General features: G+C 66.7%; 12 protein-coding genes and 1 pseudogene. 11 read left to right on the forward strand and 2 right to left on the reverse strand.

Annotated elements, in window-relative coordinates; translation table 11 throughout:
• The 9 genes and pseudogenes from J3489_RS37415 to J3489_RS05820 form a co-directional block, all read left to right on the forward strand.
• Nucleotides 1-423: ATP-binding cassette domain-containing protein (locus tag J3489_RS37415; RefSeq protein WP_242539804.1), on the forward strand; the 423-nt coding region annotated here is incomplete at its 5' end.
• A 49-nt stretch (nt 424-472) separates the two neighbouring features.
• Nucleotides 473-1,534, forward strand: a complete 1,062-nt coding sequence (locus J3489_RS05785; RefSeq protein WP_206996754.1) for a GlxA family transcriptional regulator — start codon at nt 473-475, stop codon at nt 1,532-1,534.
• A 98-nt stretch (nt 1,535-1,632) separates the two neighbouring features.
• A complete protein-coding gene (locus J3489_RS05790; RefSeq protein ID WP_206996755.1) occupies nt 1,633-2,868 on the forward strand; it encodes an aspartate aminotransferase family protein in 1,236 nt (411 codons plus the stop codon).
• A gap of 56 nt (nt 2,869-2,924) precedes the next feature.
• Complete coding sequence (aruF, locus tag J3489_RS05795) at nt 2,925-4,022, forward strand: arginine/ornithine succinyltransferase subunit alpha (RefSeq protein WP_206996948.1); 1,098 nt, start codon at nt 2,925-2,927, stop codon at nt 4,020-4,022.
• A pseudogene (gene astA, locus J3489_RS05800) lies at nt 4,019-5,032 on the forward strand (arginine N-succinyltransferase); the annotation flags it as partial. The gene aruF and the pseudogene astA, both read left to right, overlap by 4 nt.
• A gap of 131 nt (nt 5,033-5,163) precedes the next feature.
• Nucleotides 5,164-6,627, forward strand: coding sequence for a succinylglutamate-semialdehyde dehydrogenase (gene astD / locus J3489_RS05805; RefSeq protein WP_206996757.1), 1,464 nt, complete (start codon nt 5,164-5,166; stop codon nt 6,625-6,627).
• A 9-nt stretch (nt 6,628-6,636) separates the two neighbouring features.
• Entirely contained in the window at nt 6,637-7,977 is a 1,341-nt protein-coding gene (gene astB / locus J3489_RS05810; RefSeq protein WP_206996758.1) for an N-succinylarginine dihydrolase, read from the forward strand.
• The gene (astE, locus tag J3489_RS05815; RefSeq protein WP_206996759.1) at nt 7,961-9,013 is read left to right on the forward strand and encodes a succinylglutamate desuccinylase; all 1,053 of its coding nucleotides are present in this window, start codon (nt 7,961-7,963) and stop codon (nt 9,011-9,013) included. The genes astB and astE overlap by 17 nt, the downstream gene beginning before the upstream one ends.
• A gap of 219 nt (nt 9,014-9,232) precedes the next feature.
• Nucleotides 9,233-10,570 (forward strand): EAL and HDOD domain-containing protein, encoded by a 1,338-nt coding sequence (locus tag J3489_RS05820; RefSeq protein ID WP_206996760.1) that lies wholly within the window; start codon nt 9,233-9,235, stop codon nt 10,568-10,570.
• A 37-nt stretch (nt 10,571-10,607) separates the two neighbouring features.
• Here J3489_RS05820 and J3489_RS05825 read toward each other — a convergent pair whose 3' ends face one another.
• Entirely contained in the window at nt 10,608-12,062 is a 1,455-nt protein-coding gene (locus J3489_RS05825; RefSeq protein ID WP_206996761.1) for an HDOD domain-containing protein, read from the reverse strand.
• A gap of 159 nt (nt 12,063-12,221) precedes the next feature.
• Nucleotides 12,222-14,078, reverse strand: a complete 1,857-nt coding sequence (locus tag J3489_RS05830) for a putative bifunctional diguanylate cyclase/phosphodiesterase (RefSeq protein WP_206996762.1) — start codon at nt 14,076-14,078, stop codon at nt 12,222-12,224.
• Nucleotides 14,079-14,392: 314 nt separating this feature from the next.
• Between J3489_RS05830 and J3489_RS05835 the strand changes: the two genes are divergently transcribed.
• Together J3489_RS05835 and J3489_RS05840 are read left to right on the forward strand one after the other, a co-directional pair.
• Nucleotides 14,393-15,676 (forward strand): EAL and HDOD domain-containing protein, encoded by a 1,284-nt coding sequence (locus tag J3489_RS05835; RefSeq protein WP_206996763.1) that lies wholly within the window; start codon nt 14,393-14,395, stop codon nt 15,674-15,676.
• A 336-nt stretch (nt 15,677-16,012) separates the two neighbouring features.
• Nucleotides 16,013-17,137, forward strand: a complete 1,125-nt coding sequence (locus J3489_RS05840) for an efflux RND transporter periplasmic adaptor subunit (protein ID WP_206996764.1) — start codon at nt 16,013-16,015, stop codon at nt 17,135-17,137.
• Nucleotides 17,138-17,247 lie beyond the last annotated feature (110 nt).

Consider the following 17,247-nt stretch of genomic DNA (forward strand, 5'->3'; position numbering starts at 1 on the left):
ATCCACGTGCTCGGCATGCCGCGCCGCGAAGCCGAGGAGCGCGCGCGCCAGTATCTGGAGAAGGTGGGTCTCGCGCCGCGCGTCGAGAAGCAGTATCCGTCGCATTTGTCGGGCGGCCAGCAGCAGCGCGTCGCGATTGCGCGCGCGCTCGCGATGAACCCCGACGTGATGCTGTTCGACGAGCCGACTTCGGCACTCGATCCGGAGCTCGTCGGCGAAGTGCTCAAGGTGATGCAGAAGCTCGCCGAGGAGGGCCGCACGATGATCGTCGTGACGCACGAGATGGGCTTCGCGCGCAATGTGTCGAACCACGTGATGTTCCTGCACCAAGGGCGCACCGAGGAACAGGGCGATCCGAAGATCGTGCTCACGCAGCCTACCAGCGAGCGCCTGAAGCAGTTCCTCTCGGGCAGCCTGAAGTAGGCGGCGTGCCCGTTCGCACGGCCGCAGCCGTTCTTCTGCCGTCCAACTGATGGTTCGGCCCGCCAGCCCCGCACACGCGACGCAAGTGGCGATCGTCGCGTTGCCGCCTGTGTCGATGTCGGGTGTGGGGCCGATCGTCGATGCGCTCACGCTCGCCAACGAGATCGACGGGCGCCTCTTGTACCGCTGGCAAGTCTGTTCGTGGGACGGGCGGCCCGTGTCGCTCTCGGGCGGCGCGCAATGGCCCGCCGACACCGCGTTCAACGACGGCATCGCCTGCGACTGGCTGATCCTCGTCTCCGAGCGCTTCCAGCAGTTCGCCGACTACCGCCTCTTTCTCGCCAGCCTCGCGCGCGTGGGGCAGCGCACGCCGCTCGTCACCGGCATCCATCACGGCGTCTGGTGGCTCGCGATGGCGGGGCAGCTCTCCGGCTATCGCGTGAGCGTCAACTGGGAAACCTATCAGCAGTTCGCCGAGCAGTTCGAGCGCTCGATCGTCACGCAGCAGATCTTCGAAATCGACCGCGATCGCGCAACCTGCGCGGGCGGCCAGGCGACCGTCGACTTCATGCTCGCGATGATCGGCCGCGATCACGGGCCGGAGCTGGCGGAGCGGATCGCCGATGCGCTCGGCGTCGGCGTGTTGCGGGCCGGCGAAGAGCGCCAGCGCATTCCGTTCGTCACCGCGCCGGGCGAGCGGCATCCGCGCCTGAACGATGCGCTGCTCCTCATGGAAGCGAACATCGAAGATCCGCTGACGACCGATGAAATCGCGGGGCTGGTCGGCGTGTCGCGCCGCCAGCTCGAACGCCTGTTTCGCCAATACCTCGGTTCGATGCCGTCGAAGTACTACCTCGGATTGCGTCTTCTGAAAGCGCGCACGCAACTGCAGCGCACGAGCAAATCGGTCGTGCAGGTCAGCTTGGCGTGCGGGTTTTCGTCGGCGGCGCATTTCTCGAACGCCTATCGCGAGCGCTTCGGCGTGACGCCGCGCGAGGACCGCCGCAACTGGATCGAAAAGCAGCACGGCGGCGAGGGCGCCGGCGCCGCGAAAGGACACGCGGGCGAGCCGCGCGCGGGCGCGATGATCGAGCGCCCGGATGAACCATGAATCGTGTGACTTGAACCCCGATAGTTTGCGTCGCGTATGCGCAAGACGCGCTACGCATCGTTTCCTACACTACTGACATTGCCCAACGAGGATTAGCCATGAACGACCTGACTGTGAACCGCCAGACCTTCGACGAAGTCATGGTGCCGGTGTTTTCGCCCGCCGCCTTCGTGCCGGACCGCGGCGAGGGCTCGCGCGTCTGGGACACGCAGGGCCGCGACTATATCGACTTCACCGGCGGCATCGCGGTGACGGCGCTCGGGCACTCGCATCCGGAACTGCTGCGCGTGCTGCGCGAGCAGGGCGAGAAGGTGTGGCACGTCAGCAATGCGTACACGAACGAGCCGGTGCTGCGCCTCGCCAAGCGCCTCGAAGCCCTGACGTTCGCGGACCGCGCGTTCTTCGCGAACTCCGGCGCCGAAGCGAACGAAGCGGCGCTCAAGCTCGCGCGCCGCGTGGCGGTCGAGCGTCACGGCGAGGACAAGTACGAGATCGTGTCGTTCACGCAGTCGTTCCACGGGCGCACCTTCTTCACGGTCAGCGTGGGCGGCCAGCCGAAATACGCGGAAGGCTTCGGCCCGCAGCCGGCCGGCATCCTCCACCTGCCGTACAACGACGTCGAAGCGGCCAGGCAGGCCATCGGCCCGAAGACCTGCGCGGTCATCGTCGAGCCGATCCAGGGCGAAGGCGGCGTGATTCCGGCCGATCCCGCGTTCCTGCGCGCGCTGCGCGAAGCGTGCGACGCGCACGGCGCGCTGCTGATTTTCGACGAGGTGCAAACGGGCGTCGGCCGCACGGGTCATTTCTACGCCTACATGGATACGGGCGTGACGCCGGACATCCTCACCACGGCCAAGTCGCTCGGCAACGGCTTCCCGATCGGCGCGATGCTGACGACGAAGGAAATCGCCGCGCACTTCAAGGTCGGCGTGCACGGCACGACGTACGGCGGCAATCCGTTGGGTGCTGCGATCGCCGACAAGGTCGTCGAGCTGGTCAGCGCACCGGCGCTGCTTGAAGGCGTGCAAACGAAAAGCGCGGCGATCAAGGCGAAGCTCGCCGAGCTGAACCAGCGCTTCGGCATCTTCACGGAAGTGCGCGGCAAGGGTCTCCTGATAGGCGCCGAGCTGACGAGCGCATACGAAGGCCGCGCGAAGGACTTCGTGAACGCGGCCGCCAAGCACGGCGCGATGCTGTTGATCGCCGGCCCGAACGTGCTGCGCTTCGCGCCGTCGCTGATCATCCCGCAGGCCGACATCGACGAAGGCTTCGCGCGTCTTGCGAAGGCGATCGAGGAAGTGGTCGGCGCGACGAGCGAAGCGCACGCCAAGTAACGGATTCGATGGCGCGCCCCATGCAACGCGCGATCCACTCAAACACTGGAACGATGATGCTCTACGTACGCCCGGGAAGACTGTCCGATCTCGATGCGCTCGAACACATGGCGCGCACCGCGCAGCCCGTGCTGCACTCGCTGCCGCATGACAGGAAGGCGCTGGAGGCGCGCGTCGCGCTGTCCGAGGACTCGTTTCGCGCGGAAGTCGATTTTCCGGGCGAGGAGTTTTATCTCTTCGTGCTCGAGGACGGTGCGAGCGGCAAGCTGTTCGGCACGGCGAGCATCGTCGCCGCGGCGGGCTACTCGGAGCCGTTCTACGCGTTTCGTAACGACGCGCTGATCCACGCGTCGCGCGAGCTGCACGTGAACCGCAAGATTCACGCGCTGACGATGTCGCACGAGCTGACCGGCATGAGCCGCCTCGCGGGCTTCTATATCGACCCGTCGCTGCGCGGCGATGCGGCCGCGCACCTGATGTCGCGCGCGCGGATGATGTATATCGCCGCGAACCGCAAGCGCTTCACGCCGGAAGTGTTTTCGCTGCTGCTCGGCGTGACCGACGAGAACGGCGTATCGCCGTTCTGGGAGGCGGTCGGGCGCAAGTTCTTCGGCCGCAACTTCGCGGATGTCGACGTCGCCTCGGGCGGACGCAGCCGCACGTTCATCGCCGAGGTGATGCCGAGCTATCCGCTCTACGTGCCGCTCTTGCCTGAAGCGGCGCAGCGCGTGCTCGGCGAGCCGGACGAGCACGCGCTCCTCGCTTACGACATTCAGCTCGAAGAAGGCTTCGAGCCGGATCGCTACGTCGATATCTTCGATGCCGGCCCGGTGTTGACGGCGCAGGTCGATCGCAGCGCGTGCGTCGCGCGCAACGAAGCGCGCGTCGTGCACGAGATCGCGGCGGCGGACGCTCGGTCGGCCACTGCGTCGGCCACGACCTACCTCGTTTCGAGCAACCGTGCGGGCGACTTCCGCTGCGTGCTGGCCGAGCTGCCGCACGAACGTGCAGCGGGCGCGCCGCTCGCGAGCGCGGCGCGCGCCGCGCTCGGCGTGCAGGACGGCGACACGGTGCGCTGCGTGCGGCTGCATCAGCGTGAGCTCGACGTCGACAGCGAAACCGGCACGGATAACCCTCAAGGAGTTGGACCATGATCGTCGTTCGCGTCGTCAAGCCGAGCGATGTGGACGCGCTCGTCTCGCTCGCGCAGGAGACCGGCCCGGGTCTCACCACGTTCAAACCCGATCGCGACGCGCTCGCCGCGCGCATCGCACGCTCGCAAAAGACGATGGACGGGCGTGCTGCGCCTCACGAGGCGGGCTACTTCTTCGTGATGGAAGACACGGCGACGGGCGATGTCGCGGGCGTCTGCGGCATCGAGACGCAAGTCGGCCTCGAGCAGCCGTTCTACAACTACCGCGTGAGCACGGTCGTGCACGCGAGCCAGGATCTCGGCGTGTGGACCAAGATGTCGGCGCTCAACATTTCGCACGACCTCACCGGTTACGCCGAGGCGTGCTCGCTGTTCCTGAGCCCGCGCTATCGGACGGGCGGCGTCGGCGGCTTGCTTTCGCGCTCGCGCTTCATGTTCATCGCGCAGTTCCGCGACCGCTTTCCGGAGCGCATCTGCGCCGAGTTGCGCGGGCATTTCGACGAGGACGGCACGTCGCCGTTCTGGCGCGCGGTCGGCTCGCACTTCTATCAGATCGATTTCAACGCGGCCGATTATCTGAGCGCGCACGGCCGCAAGTCGTTTCTCGCGGAACTGATGCCGCGCTATCCGGTGTACGTCGACTTGCTGCCGCAGGAGGCGCAGGACTGCGTCGGCGTCACGCATCGCGACACGGCGCCGGCACGCAAGATGCTCGAAGCCGAAGGGCTGCGCTATCAGAACCACGTCGACATCTTCGACGCGGGCCCCGTCCTCGAATGCCATGTCTCGGACTTGCGCACGGTGCGCGAGAGCGCCGTGGTGCCGGTCGAGATCGGCGCCGCGCCCGCCGGCGACGACGCGCCGCGCTCGCTCGTGTCGAATACGTCGCTTGGCGGCTTCCGTGTCGGCGTTGCGGCAGGAATCGTGGATGACGGCGTGTTCCGTTTGACGGCTGAAGAAGCTGCCGCGCTCAACGTCAAAGCCGGCGACCCCGTGCGTGTGTTGCCGCTCTCAAGAGAACGCCGGGCCGCCCCAAGTTCTTCGCCCGACAGGAAGTCCCCTTGGGGGATTGACCCCCTCGGGGGGCCTGGCGCAAAGCGCCAGGGTGGGGGCGCATTCACATCTAAACAGCAGAGATGACCATGACTGAACTCTTTATCGACGGCGAATGGGCCGCCGCGAGCGGACCCGCTTTTTCGTCGCGCAATCCGGGCACGGGCGCGACCGTGTGGGAAGGCAAGAGCGCCTCGGCCGACGACGTCGACCGTGCGGTGAAGAGCGCACGCCGCGCATTCGCGAAGTGGTCCGCGACGAGCTTCGAAGCGCGCTGCGCCATCGCGCGCCGCTTCGCGGCTGTGCTGATCGAACGCAAGGAAGCGATCGCGCACGCGATCGGCCGCGAGACCGGCAAGCCGCTGTGGGAAGCGCGCACCGAAGTCGCCACGATGGCGGCCAAGGTCGAGATCTCGATCACGTCGTATCAGGAGCGCACCGGCGAGAAGCGCGCACCGATGGCCGATGGCGTAGCGGTACTGCGCCACCGTCCGCATGGCGTCGTCGCCGTGTTCGGGCCGTATAACTTCCCGGGACACTTGCCGAACGGGCACATCGTGCCGGCGCTGATCGCGGGCAACGCGGTCGTGTTCAAGCCGTCCGAGCTTGCGCCGGACGTTGCGCGCGCAACGGTCGAGGTGTGGCGCGATGCCGGCTTGCCCGCGGGCGTGCTCAATCTCGTGCAGGGCGAGAAGGACACGGGCATCGCGCTCGCGAATCACCGTCAGATCGACGGCCTCTTCTTCACGGGCAGCTCGGATACCGGCACGCTCCTGCACAAGCAGTTCGGCGGACGCCCGGAAATCGTGCTCGCGCTCGAGATGGGCGGCAACAATCCGCTCGTCGTCGCCGATGTCGCGGACATCGATGCGGCCGTGCATCACACGATTCAGTCGGCGTTCCTGTCGGCAGGACAGCGCTGCACGTGCGCGCGCCGCATCTTCGTGCCGGACAACGCATTCGGCGAGCGTTACCTGGCGCGCTTCACCGAAGTGAGTTCGCGGATCGCGTACGGCCTGTACGACGCCGATCCGCAGCCGTTCATGGGCGCGGTGGTGTCGGCGCGCGCGGCGTCGCGGCTGGTTCAGGCGCAAAGCCGTTTGATCGAGAGCGGTGCAAAGGCGCTCTTGAAGATGGAACAGCGCGACCCGCAGCTCGGCTTCGTGAGCCCGGCGATTCTGGATGTCACGGCGCTAAGCGAATTGCCCGATGAGGAGCACTTCGGGCCTTTGGCGCAAATCGTCCGCTACGCGAGCTTCGACGAAGCGATCGAGCGCGCGAACGACACGGTCTACGGCCTCTCGGCTGGCTTGCTCGCCGACGACGAAGCCGCCTGGACGCATTTCCAGCGCACGATCCGCGCCGGCATCGTCAACTGGAACCGGCCGACCAACGGAGCGTCGTCTGCCGCGCCGTTCGGCGGCACCGGACGCTCGGGCAACCATCGCCCAAGCGCCTACTATGCAGCCGATTACTGCGCGTACCCGATGGCCTCGGTCGAAAGCGCGCAACTGCAAATGCCCGCGAGCGTCTCGCCGGGCCTTCACTTCTAAGGACTGGCTATGGAAGCTCGGGAAGCCAATTTCGACGGACTCGTAGGTCCGACGCACAACTACGCAGGGCTCTCGTTCGGCAACGTGGCCTCGCAGAACAACGAGAAGTCGGTTGCCGATCCGAAGGCGGCGGCCAAGCAAGGCTTGCGCAAGATGAAGCAGCTTGCCGACCTCGGTTTCCTGCAAGGCGTGCTGCCGCCGCAGGAGCGTCCGTCGCTGCGCCTGTTGCGCGAGCTCGGGTTCTCGGGCAACGAGACGCGCGTGATCGAGCGCGCGGCGAAGGAAGCGCCGGAGCTGCTGGCGGCCGCGAGCTCGGCCTCGGCGATGTGGACGGCCAATGCGGCGACGGTGAGCCCGTCGGCCGATACGCACGACGGCCGCGTCCACTTCACGCCCGCCAATCTCACGAGCAAGCTGCATCGCGCGATCGAGCACGAAGCGACGCGCCGCACGCTGCGCGCGATCTTCGCCGACGAAGCGCGCTTCGCCGTGCACGACGCCCTGCCGGGCACGCCCGCGCTCGGCGACGAGGGCGCGGCGAACCACACGCGGTTTTGCGCGGAGTACGGCAAGCGCGGCGTCGAATGCTTCGTCTATGGACGCAGCGAGTACCGCCGCGGGCCGGAGCCCAAGCGCTATCCGGCGCGCCAGACGTTCGAAGCGAGCCGCGCGGTCGCGCAGCGGCACGGCCTCGACGACACGGCGACCGTCTACGCGCAGCAAAGCCCCGACGTGATCGACGCAGGCGTATTCCACAACGACGTGATCGCAGTCGGCAATCGCGAAACGCTCTTTTGCCACGAGCGCGCGTTCGTCGACCAGAGCGCCGTCTACGATCAGTTGCGCACGCAACTGTCGAAGCAGGGCGCCGCGTTCAACGTGATCGAGGTGCCGGACGCGCAGGTGAGCGTGGCCGATGCGGTGTCCTCGTATCTGTTCAACAGCCAGTTGCTGACGCGCCCGGACGGCAAGCAGGCGCTCGTCGTGCCGCAGGAGTGCCGCGAGAACCCGCGCGTGGCCGAGTATCTGGACCGGCTCATGAGCGGCTCGGGCCCGATCGACGATCTGCTCGTCTTCGATCTGCGCGAGAGCATGAAGAACGGCGGAGGCCCGGCGTGCCTGCGCCTGCGCGTGGTGTTGAACGAACCGGAGCGTGCGGCGGTGAAACCCGGTGTCTGGATCGACGACACGCTGTTCGGCCGGCTCGATGCCTGGATCGAAACGCACTACCGCGACCGCCTGACGCCGTCCGACCTGGCCGATCCGAGCCTGCTCGTTCAATCGCGCACCGCGCTCGACGAACTGACGCAAATCCTCGGCTTGGGCTCGCTCTATGACTTCCAGCGCTGAGCGCGGCACGCCGGGTCTCACCGCAGATTTCCTGGCGTTCACGCTCGCGGGCCGGCGGCCCGCTGCCGGGCAGGAAGCGCTGACGTGCGCGAACGGCGTGCGCGCCGCGTGGCTCGACGACGGCATCCTGCAACTGGAGCCGTCGGCCACCGATGAAAAGACGCGCAGCGTGCTCGTATCGGCGGGTATTCACGGTGACGAAACGGCGCCGATCGAACTGCTGTCGTTGATCGTGCGCGATATCGCGAGCGGGGCGCTGCCGCTCGCTTGCCGCTTGCTGATCGTGCTCGGCAACCTCGATGCGATGCGTACGTCGTGCCGCTATGTCGATGACGATCTAAACCGCCTGTTCAGCGGCAAGCATGCGCAATTGCCGCAAAGTCGCGAAGCGCCGCGCGCGGCGACGCTCGAGCAGGCGGCGCGTGATTTCTTTGCACGTGCCGCCAGCGCCGCCGACGCGCGCTGGCACATCGATATGCACACGGCCATTCGTGCGTCGGTGTTCGAGCAGTTTGCGCTGCTGCCGCATACGGGGGTGCCGCTGTCGCGGGCCATGTTCGAGTGGCTGCGCGATGCGCGAATTGCCGCTGTGCTGCTGCATACGGCCAAGGGCAATACGTACTCGCATTTCACCGGGCGAACGTGCGGCGCGCAGGCTTGCACGCTGGAGCTTGGGAAAGTGAGACCGTTCGGCCAGAACGACTTGACGCGGTTTGCCGGCGCGGATAGCGCGGTGCGGCAGATGGTGTCGGGGGCAGAGGACGCTCAGGATGCGCCGATGCCGCGCGTGTTTACGGTGATCGGTCAGATTACCAAGCAGAGCGATCAGCTCGAATTGCACGTGGCTGCCGACGTGCCGAACTTCACGGCGTTCGCCAAGGGCACGTTGCTCGCGCGGGATGGGGAATACCGTTATACGGTCTGGCACGATGAGGAGCGGATTGTGTTTCCGAATCCTTCGGTCAAACCTGGCCTGCGGGCGGGGTTGATGGTCGTGGAGACTACGCAGCAGACGCTTGCTGCGCTTGTGGGTTGATTGTTGTTGCGCTTGGCATGCCGCAAATCTGTCATTGCGACGATACGCCAGGCCCCAAGCCTTATCTATTCGACGCTGTCGAGCAACCGTCCAAGTCAGCACCTGCCCCACGCTCGCCATCGTATAATCACCCGCAAATTCGAGACGGAATCCGGCCGGGATTCCGACAAAAGACGCCTTAGTAAAAGATATCAAGCGTACGTGCGAGGGACATTCGAGATGGAAACCAGGGACGGGCCCACGCTGCATTCCGACGCCGGTCCTGCCGGGGCCGGCGCTCCATCCCGGGTTCCCGAAGGTTTTGCGCACCTGGGCAGGCAGCCGTTGCTCGATCGCGACGGAATGCTGCGCGGCTTCGAGCTGCTGTTTCGCGGCGATGTCCAAAATCACGCCAAAATCGAGGACGAGGACAACGCCACCGCCCAGGTCATCATCCGCACGATCGGCGAATTCGGCGTGCGCGCCGCGCTCGGCGGCCACAAGGGCTATCTGAACGCGAGCCGCGCGATGCTGCTCGCCGATGCGATCACGCTGATTCCGAACGAACGCTTCGTGTTCGAGCTGCCGCCCGATATCGAGGTGGACGCCGCGCTGCTCGGGCGGCTCGTCCAACTGCACGCGAAGCGCTACCGCTTCGTGCTCGACGAAGTCGTGCAGCCCGACGCGACGTTCGCGAAGCTTTTGCCCTACGCCGAATCCGTCAAGATCGATTTCAGCCGCTGCTCGCCCGAGCTGCTGCCGAAACTCGCGAAAGTGCTGAAGTCGGCGGGCAAGATCCTGATCGCGATGAAGGTCGAATCGCAGGACGCGTTCGAGGAGGCGAAGGCGCTCGGCTTCGATCTGTTCCAGGGGTATTTCTTCGCGCGGCCGCAAATGCTGACGGCCCGCCGCGCCAGCGCGCCGCGTCAGGCGCTGCTCAATCTGCTGCGACTGCTGTCGTCGGACCCGAGCGTCGCGCAGCTCGAAGCCGAATTGAAGCTCACGCCGGTGCTCGTCATGCATCTGATGCGGCTCGCGAATTCGGGCGAGTACAGCATCGGCCGCAAGGTGGCGACGCTGCGCGACGCGATCATCGCGACCGGCACCAACCGCATCACGCGCTGGACCCAAATGCTGCTGTACGCGGACGGCCGCAAGGTGCCGCTCGAAGACGATCCGCTGCTGCAGCTCGCGGCCACGCGCGCGCGTTTCATGGAGCTGGCCGTTGCGCGCCTGCCGAACGCGAACCGGCAGACGACGGATGCGGCGTTCCTGACGGGCGTCTTCTCGCTCGTCGACGCCGTGTTCGGCGACTCGCTCGAGCACACGCTCGAAGATCTCACGCTGTCGCGCCATATTCGCGCGGCGATCCTCGAGCGCGAAGGCGTGCTCGGCACGCTGCTTTCGGCCGTCGAAGCGCTGGAGCTCGGAGATTGGGCGGCGCTCGACCGCGCCTGCGAGACACTCGCGCCGCTCACCTCGGCCGAGCTGGCCGAGCTGGCGCTCAACGCCGCGGCATGGGCGGCCTCCGCCGATCACAGCGCGGATAGCCAAGGCTTGGAACGACTCGAGGATTGAACGCGGGGTCACGCGGCCAAGCGGCCGCCCCGTCGAATCAAAGCGTTTCGACCTCGCGCGTCGGCGCGTGCGCGAAGAAACGGCCCAGCTCGCGCGCGAGTTCGTTGAGCGCGCTCATCTCGCGCTGCGAGATCTTGCGCGGCTCCTGATCACGCGACCAGTCGCCGTACATGAGCGCCACAGTCGAATGATTGGCCGTCACCGGCAACAAGACGAACGAGCGCGCGTCGTCGAACGACTGCTTGAACCAGGCCGGCAGGCGCGCGACCATCTTCGGGTCGTGCGCGTTTTCGATGAAGATGCCGACAGAATTGGCGATCGCGAGATGGAACACGTCGGGCTCGAACGCCTCGGGGAAATGCAGCGACTGCAGCAGGGTATCGACGTCGCGCCCGAAGCCCATGCGCGCCTTGAAGACACCCGGTGCCTGCCGCACGAACACGACCGTCCGGCAGAAATTGAGGCTCGCGAGCACGGTTTCCGACGCGAGCGCGAGCACCGGCGCGAGCGCATTCTCCGACGGCAGCGCGCGCAAGTCTTCGAGCCCTTCGCCGATGCGCGCCTCCGGCGTGACGGCCGCGCGCGCGATCGCATCGGCGTTCGCGCGCAGCTCGACGATCTCGCGCATCACGCCGTCGCCGGTTTCCTCGTGCGCGAGCGCGACGCTCATCTGCGCGAGCGTGTCGGCATCGGTCGCGAGCGGGCGGCTGTAGCGATGCGCGAGCTCGGCGATGCGCGACTCGCGCACGTGGTCGGGCACGTCGGCGGCCGTCAGCGCGTCGGCGACTTCAGTCGAATAGTTCGTGATCGCGCGCAGCCAGTGCACCTCGCGCGATTCGTTCGCGTCGGGCTCGTACGTGGCCATGCCTGCGCGGATCATGTCCGGCAGCCGCCAGCGCTTGGCCGCTTCGAGCCCGAGCTCTGCGAAGCTCACGCCGAGCACGGCGACGCAAGCGGCCGCTTCGCCGATGCCTTCGGCCCTGGCCTTGCGGCGGATCTGGTCCCACTCGCCTTCGAGGTAGAACACGACGAGGAGCTTGCCGACCTGCCGCATCAGCGTGCAGACGACCGCCTCTTCGCTCGCGCGCAGATCGCCCCACTCGGTGAGCTTGCGCGCGACGCAGCCCGAGAGCATCGTGCGGTTCAGCTCGAGCTTCGCGTCGATGCGGCGCGGCGCGCTGTGATGAAAGTGATCGACGAGCTTGAGCCCCACGACGAGGTGCCCCACGGCATCCATGCCGAGCACCATCAGGGCCCGCGTGACGGTCGTGATGTTGCCGCCGAAGGCCATGTACATCGCCGAATTCGCGAGACGCAGCACCTTTTGCGTCAGCGCGAAGTCCGACAGCACGACTTGCACGAGCGCCGTGAAGTCCAGATCGTCGTTGTTCATCGCCGCCATCGTGGTGCGCAGCGATTGCGAAAGCATCGGAAAGTCCCCGCGCTCGCTCATCCGCGCCCACAGCTTGTCGAGCAGCGCCGCCTTTACCATGTCAGCATCCGCCGGGCCGCCCCAAGGACGCTGAGCGCCCCCACGAGGGGCAGCGAGCGAAGTGAGGCAGGGGGCTGTTTCAATTTCAATTCCGTACCCATACGCATTTCAGTGTGTGCCGTGCCGCCGGTCAGCAGACGCTAGTCGTGAATGAGCGCATCAGGCATCGGTGCTCTCATGCAGGACGAGGGTCCGCGCTTCGAAGCGCCGGGCCAGCTCCTCGGACGGCAGCGCCTTGCAGACGAGCCAGCCCTGGATGTGGTCGCAGCCCATTTCGGCGAGCAGCTCGCGCTGCGCTTCGGTTTCTACGCCTTCCGCGACGAGTTCGAGATCGAGCGTCTGCGCGAGCCCGACCACCGCGGAAACGATTGCTTGATCGTTGCGGGAGGTTAGCAGGTTCTCGACAAAGCTGCGGTCGATTTTCAATTTAGCGAGCGGGAAGCGTTGCAGGTACGCAAGGCTCGAGTAGCCGGTGCCGAAATCGTCGACGGCAAAGCGGATGCCGATGCTCGTCAACTCCTCCAGCAGCACCTTCGCGTGCGCGGGGTCGTGCATCAAGAGGCTCTCGGTGATCTCGAACACGAGGCGGTGCGGATCGAGCCCGGTCAGCTCGATCGCGTCGCGCACGCTCTGCGTGAAGCGCGGGTCGCGGAACTGCTGCGCCGACACGTTGACCGCCACGTATTGCAGCGGGATGCCTCGGGCGTCCCATTGGACCACCTGCATGCAAGCGATCTTCAGCACCCAGTTGCCGAGGTAGTTGATGAGCCCGATCGACTCCGCAAGCGGAATGAAAGTCGACGGCGGCACGAGCCCGTGCACGGGGTGGTGCCAGCGGATCAGCGCCTCCACGCCGACGACGCCGCGCGTCGCGCTGGTCGTGATCGGCTGGAAGTGCAGCGAGAACTCGCCGTTGCGCACGCCGTCGTAGAGGTCGGCTTCGAGCTTGAGCCGCTCGGCGTCGGCCGGGTCGGACTCCGGCGTATGGAACGTCAGCATGTTGCCGCCCGCCGCCTTCGCCTGCGCGAGCGCGTGATCGGCGCAGCGCAGCAACTGGCCGTGGTGCGCGTGCTCGGTGCCATGGCCGTGGCCCTGGTGGCTCTCGTCGGGATAGAGCGCGATGCCGATGCTCGCCGACAAATGCACCGGCTGCCCGTTGAAGGTGTAGGGCTGCTGGACCGCGGTCATGAGGCGCCGGCCGAGCGCTTCGACGGCGGCCGTGGCGTCGTCTTTGTTCGGCGCGGTGAGCAGGACCGCGAACTCGTCGCTCGCGACGCGCGCGAGCGTCTCGCCTTGCGAAGCGGTCGTCTGCAGGCGCCGCGCGGTCTCGCGCAGCATGTCGTCGCCCGCGTCGTAGCCGAGCGCGCGGTTCACGCGCTGGTAGTCGTCGAGGTCGAGCAAAAGCAGCGCCGCGCAGGTGCCGCGCCTGTCTGCGTCGTCCTGCGCGCGCGTGAGCGCGGGAACGAGCCCGGAGAGATTGGCGAGGCCTGTCATGCGGTCGTGGTGCAGCTCGTAGGTGAGCCGCTCTTCGGCCGCGCGCCAAGCCGAGATGTCGAAGCCGGCGATCGCGAAGCCCGCCACGCCCGCGTGGCTGCTCTTGACGACGCGCAGCTCGACGGCGAGCGGGTAGGTCAGCGACTTGACGAGGTGCAGCGTCGCCTTCTCGACGCCGCCGGAGAGCTCCGCGCGGGCGAGCAGCGCTTCGAGCGCGGCCGCTTCGCCGGCCGGCACGAGATCGTGCAGCGTGATGGTCTGCAGGTACTCGCGCCGGTAGCCGATGAAGCGCAGGCTCGCGTCGGACACGTAGAGGAAGCGCTGGGCGAGGTCGATGTGCGCGAGGAAGTCGACGGCGCCGACGGTCTCTTCGAGCCGAGCCTGCAAGGCGGCGCCTGCCGCTTTCGTGTCGCCGGCGGCGTCGCCCGGCGTGCCGGCGGGCTCGCTCGAGCGGCCGCGCAACTTGTCGATGGCGGCGCGCCAGGAGGGCCGGCGGGGCGCGGGGGTCCGATTCGCTTCCATGTATTTGTTGGCGACGCGAAGTCTCTTTGCGGCCGGCCAGGGGCCTTGCCCCAAGGCCGGCGGGGGGTTCGCGAGAGGCCGGGCTGGCTGCCGCCGGTTGGGCAGTCCGTGTTGCCTCTCATCAGATCAAGATATCGGCGGTGCCCTGGATTTCTTTAGTGCCGCAAACCCACTTTCGCGTTGAGGTTTTGGTTCGTCTGCAGAATCGATAATTTTTGAGAGACAATGCGGGGCTGCGCGGCGCCGCGACGAGCCGCCGAGGCAGCTTACCCAGCCTTACCTGCCGAATTGACTGAATTCCTTGAGACCGACTCATGGCCGAAAACCCGCCCGTACGCACGACGCAGGCATCCGAATGCGTGTACCTGGGGCGCCAGCCGATTATCGAGCGCAACGGCGCGCTCAAGGCGTACGAGCTGCTGTTTCGTTCGAGCACTCAAAATTTCGCGCTCGTGACGAGCGACGCGCAGGCGACCGCGCAAGTCGTCGCGCGCACGATCGGCGGCATCGGGGTGTCGGCCGCGCTCGGCACGCATCGCGGCTATGTGAACATCAGCCGCGAGCTGATCTTCGACGACATCATCCACGTGATGTCGCCCGAGCGCTTCGTGCTCGAGGTGCTGGAAACCGTGTCGTTCGACGCGCCGCTGATCGCGCGGGTCAACAAGTTGCGCCGCGCGGGCTATGCGGTTGCGCTCGACGACGTGTGCGAGCTGTCCGGCGGGTTGCTTTCGACCCTTCAGCACGTCGACATCGTCAAGGTCGATTTTCTGCAGACGCCGCGGCCGAAGCTCGCGGCGCTCGCCGAGGCGGTCCGCGCGCGCGGCAAGACGCTGATTGCCGAGAAGGTCGAAACGCAGGAGGACTTCGCGCTTGCGCGGCAGCTCGGCTTCGACATGTTCCAAGGCTATTACTTCGCGCGTCCGCAGGTGCTGACCGCGCGCCGCACGGATCCCTCGCGGCGCTCGCTGTTGCGCATGCTCGCGCTCCTCGCGAGCGACGCGAAGCTGACCGAGCTCGAAGCGGAGCTGAAGCTCAATCCGGAAGTCGTCGTGCAATTGCTGCGACTCGTCAATTCGAGCGGGTTCGGGCTCGGGCGCCGCATCGCGTCGCTGCGTGAGGCGATCATCGCGGCCGGCACGCGCCAGATCGCGCGCTGGGCGCAGTTGCTGCTGTATGCCGACAGCGGCGATCTGCCGTGGCGCGCCGATCCGCTCGTGCAATTGGCCGGCGCCCGCTCGCGCTTCATGGAGTTGGCCGCGAGCCGCGTGCGTCCGGACGACGAGCGCTTCGTCGATGCCGCGTTCATGACCGGCATCTTTTCGCTCGTGCACGTGGTGCTCGGCGTGGCGTCGCCGGCCGAGGCGCTCGACAAGCTCGGCCTCGTGTCGGAGATTCGCGATGCGATCGTCTACGGCGTCGGTCCGCTGGGCGCGCTGCTCGCGATCGCACAGGCCGCGGACGAGGGCGGCGCCGAGCGGCTGACGTCTGCGGCGCAGCTCACGCACGACCCGTTCGCGGCCCTCACGCCCGAGGTGCTCGCCGAGTTGAATCTGGCGGCGGCCGCGTGGTTCGGCCTGCACGGCCGCGACGCATAAGTCGCAGTGAGCGAAACTCGAGTGCCGCCGTTATCGGCTCACTGACGGGAACGGCAAAGTTAAGCGATTTCCGAATTCCGCGCCGCGGGCTTTCCCTGTGCTCCTGAGACGGCGTTGCTCGCATAGCGTGATTTGCAGGACCTGTGGACACCGGCGCCGCATGAAAGCTTTTCGTCGGTAATGCTCGCATACAAACATATCGTTGAACGTAACGAATGTAGAAAGCAAAAAGGGGCATCCTAACCAGCGATACCATGCGCCACGAGCGCATCGGCCGGCTTCGGTTCGTTGCAGTCTGCGAAGGGGTTTCCTTTGGACGACGCGCGTGTCAGAAGAATGTCGAGAATCTTCTCGGCAGCGGGCATCGTTTTGCTGCTGCTGACCGGCGTGCTCGTTTTCCGCTTTTTCTACGATGCGTCGCACAAAAAAGCGCCGCCGCCGCCGGCGACGCCGGTCAGCGCGGTGACCGTCACGCTCGCCGACGTGCCCGTCTATATCGATGCGCTCGCAACCGTCGTGCCGACGCGCTCGATCACCGTCATCACCCAGGTCAACGGCATTCTGAGCTCGGTCGATTTCGTCGAAGGGCAGCACGTGCGGCGCGGGCAGGTGATCGCGCGCATCGATTCACGCTCGCTCGAGGCGCAGCTCGAACAAGCGAAGGGCACGCTCGCGCACGACCGCGCCGCGCTCGCCAATGCGAAGCTCGATCTGGCGCGCTATCGCGTGCTGATCAAAGCGGGCTCGATCACGCAGCAAACGCTCGATACGCAGGTCGCGACCGTCGCGATGGACGAGGGCACGGTGCAGTCCGACGCGGGCAACGTCGCGAATCTGGCAGTGCAGGTCGGCTATTGCACGATCACGTCGCCGGTCGACGGCGTGGTGGGCTTGCGGCTCGTCGACCCCGGCAACTACGTGAGCTCGACGAGCACCACCGGCATCGCGGTCATCACCGCGCTGGAACCGGCGACGCTCGTCTATGCGGTGCCCGAGGACTATCTCGGCGAGATCCATCAGGCGATGGGGCGCGGCGCGGTGCCGGTCTACGCGTACGACCGCAACAAGAAGACGCTGCTTGCGACGGGCAAGCTGCTCGCGCTCGACAATCAAGTCGACACGACGACCGGCACCGTCAAGGTCAAGGCGATCTTCGAACACGGCGGCGACGTGCTGTTTCCGAATCAGTTCGTCAACGCGCGGATGCAGGCCGACACGCTCGAGCAGGTGCCCGTCGTGCCGACCGCGGCGATCCAGCACGGCGCGGCGGGCGACTTCGTGTTCGTCGTCGGCGCGGGCAACAAGGTTGCGCTGCGCAACGTGAAGGCGGGGCCGGCGACGGGCGACGACACCGCGATCCTCGATCACGGCTTGAAGGCGGGCGAGCGCGTCGTCACCGACGGCGCCGACAAGCTCGACAACGGCTCCGTCGTCAAGGTCGTGAGCGCGGGGACGCGCTAACCGAAGCGCAAATGGGGCCATCATGAACTACCCCCACGCTCACTACCGTTCGCCGTCGACCGGAGTTAGCGCTTTAGCGCTTACTCCGGTCCCATGCAAAGCTCCCCCCG

It is taken from the genome of Trinickia mobilis, from assembly GCF_017315705.1.
In the GTDB taxonomy this organism is placed as follows: domain Bacteria; phylum Pseudomonadota; class Gammaproteobacteria; order Burkholderiales; family Burkholderiaceae; genus Trinickia_A; species Trinickia_A mobilis.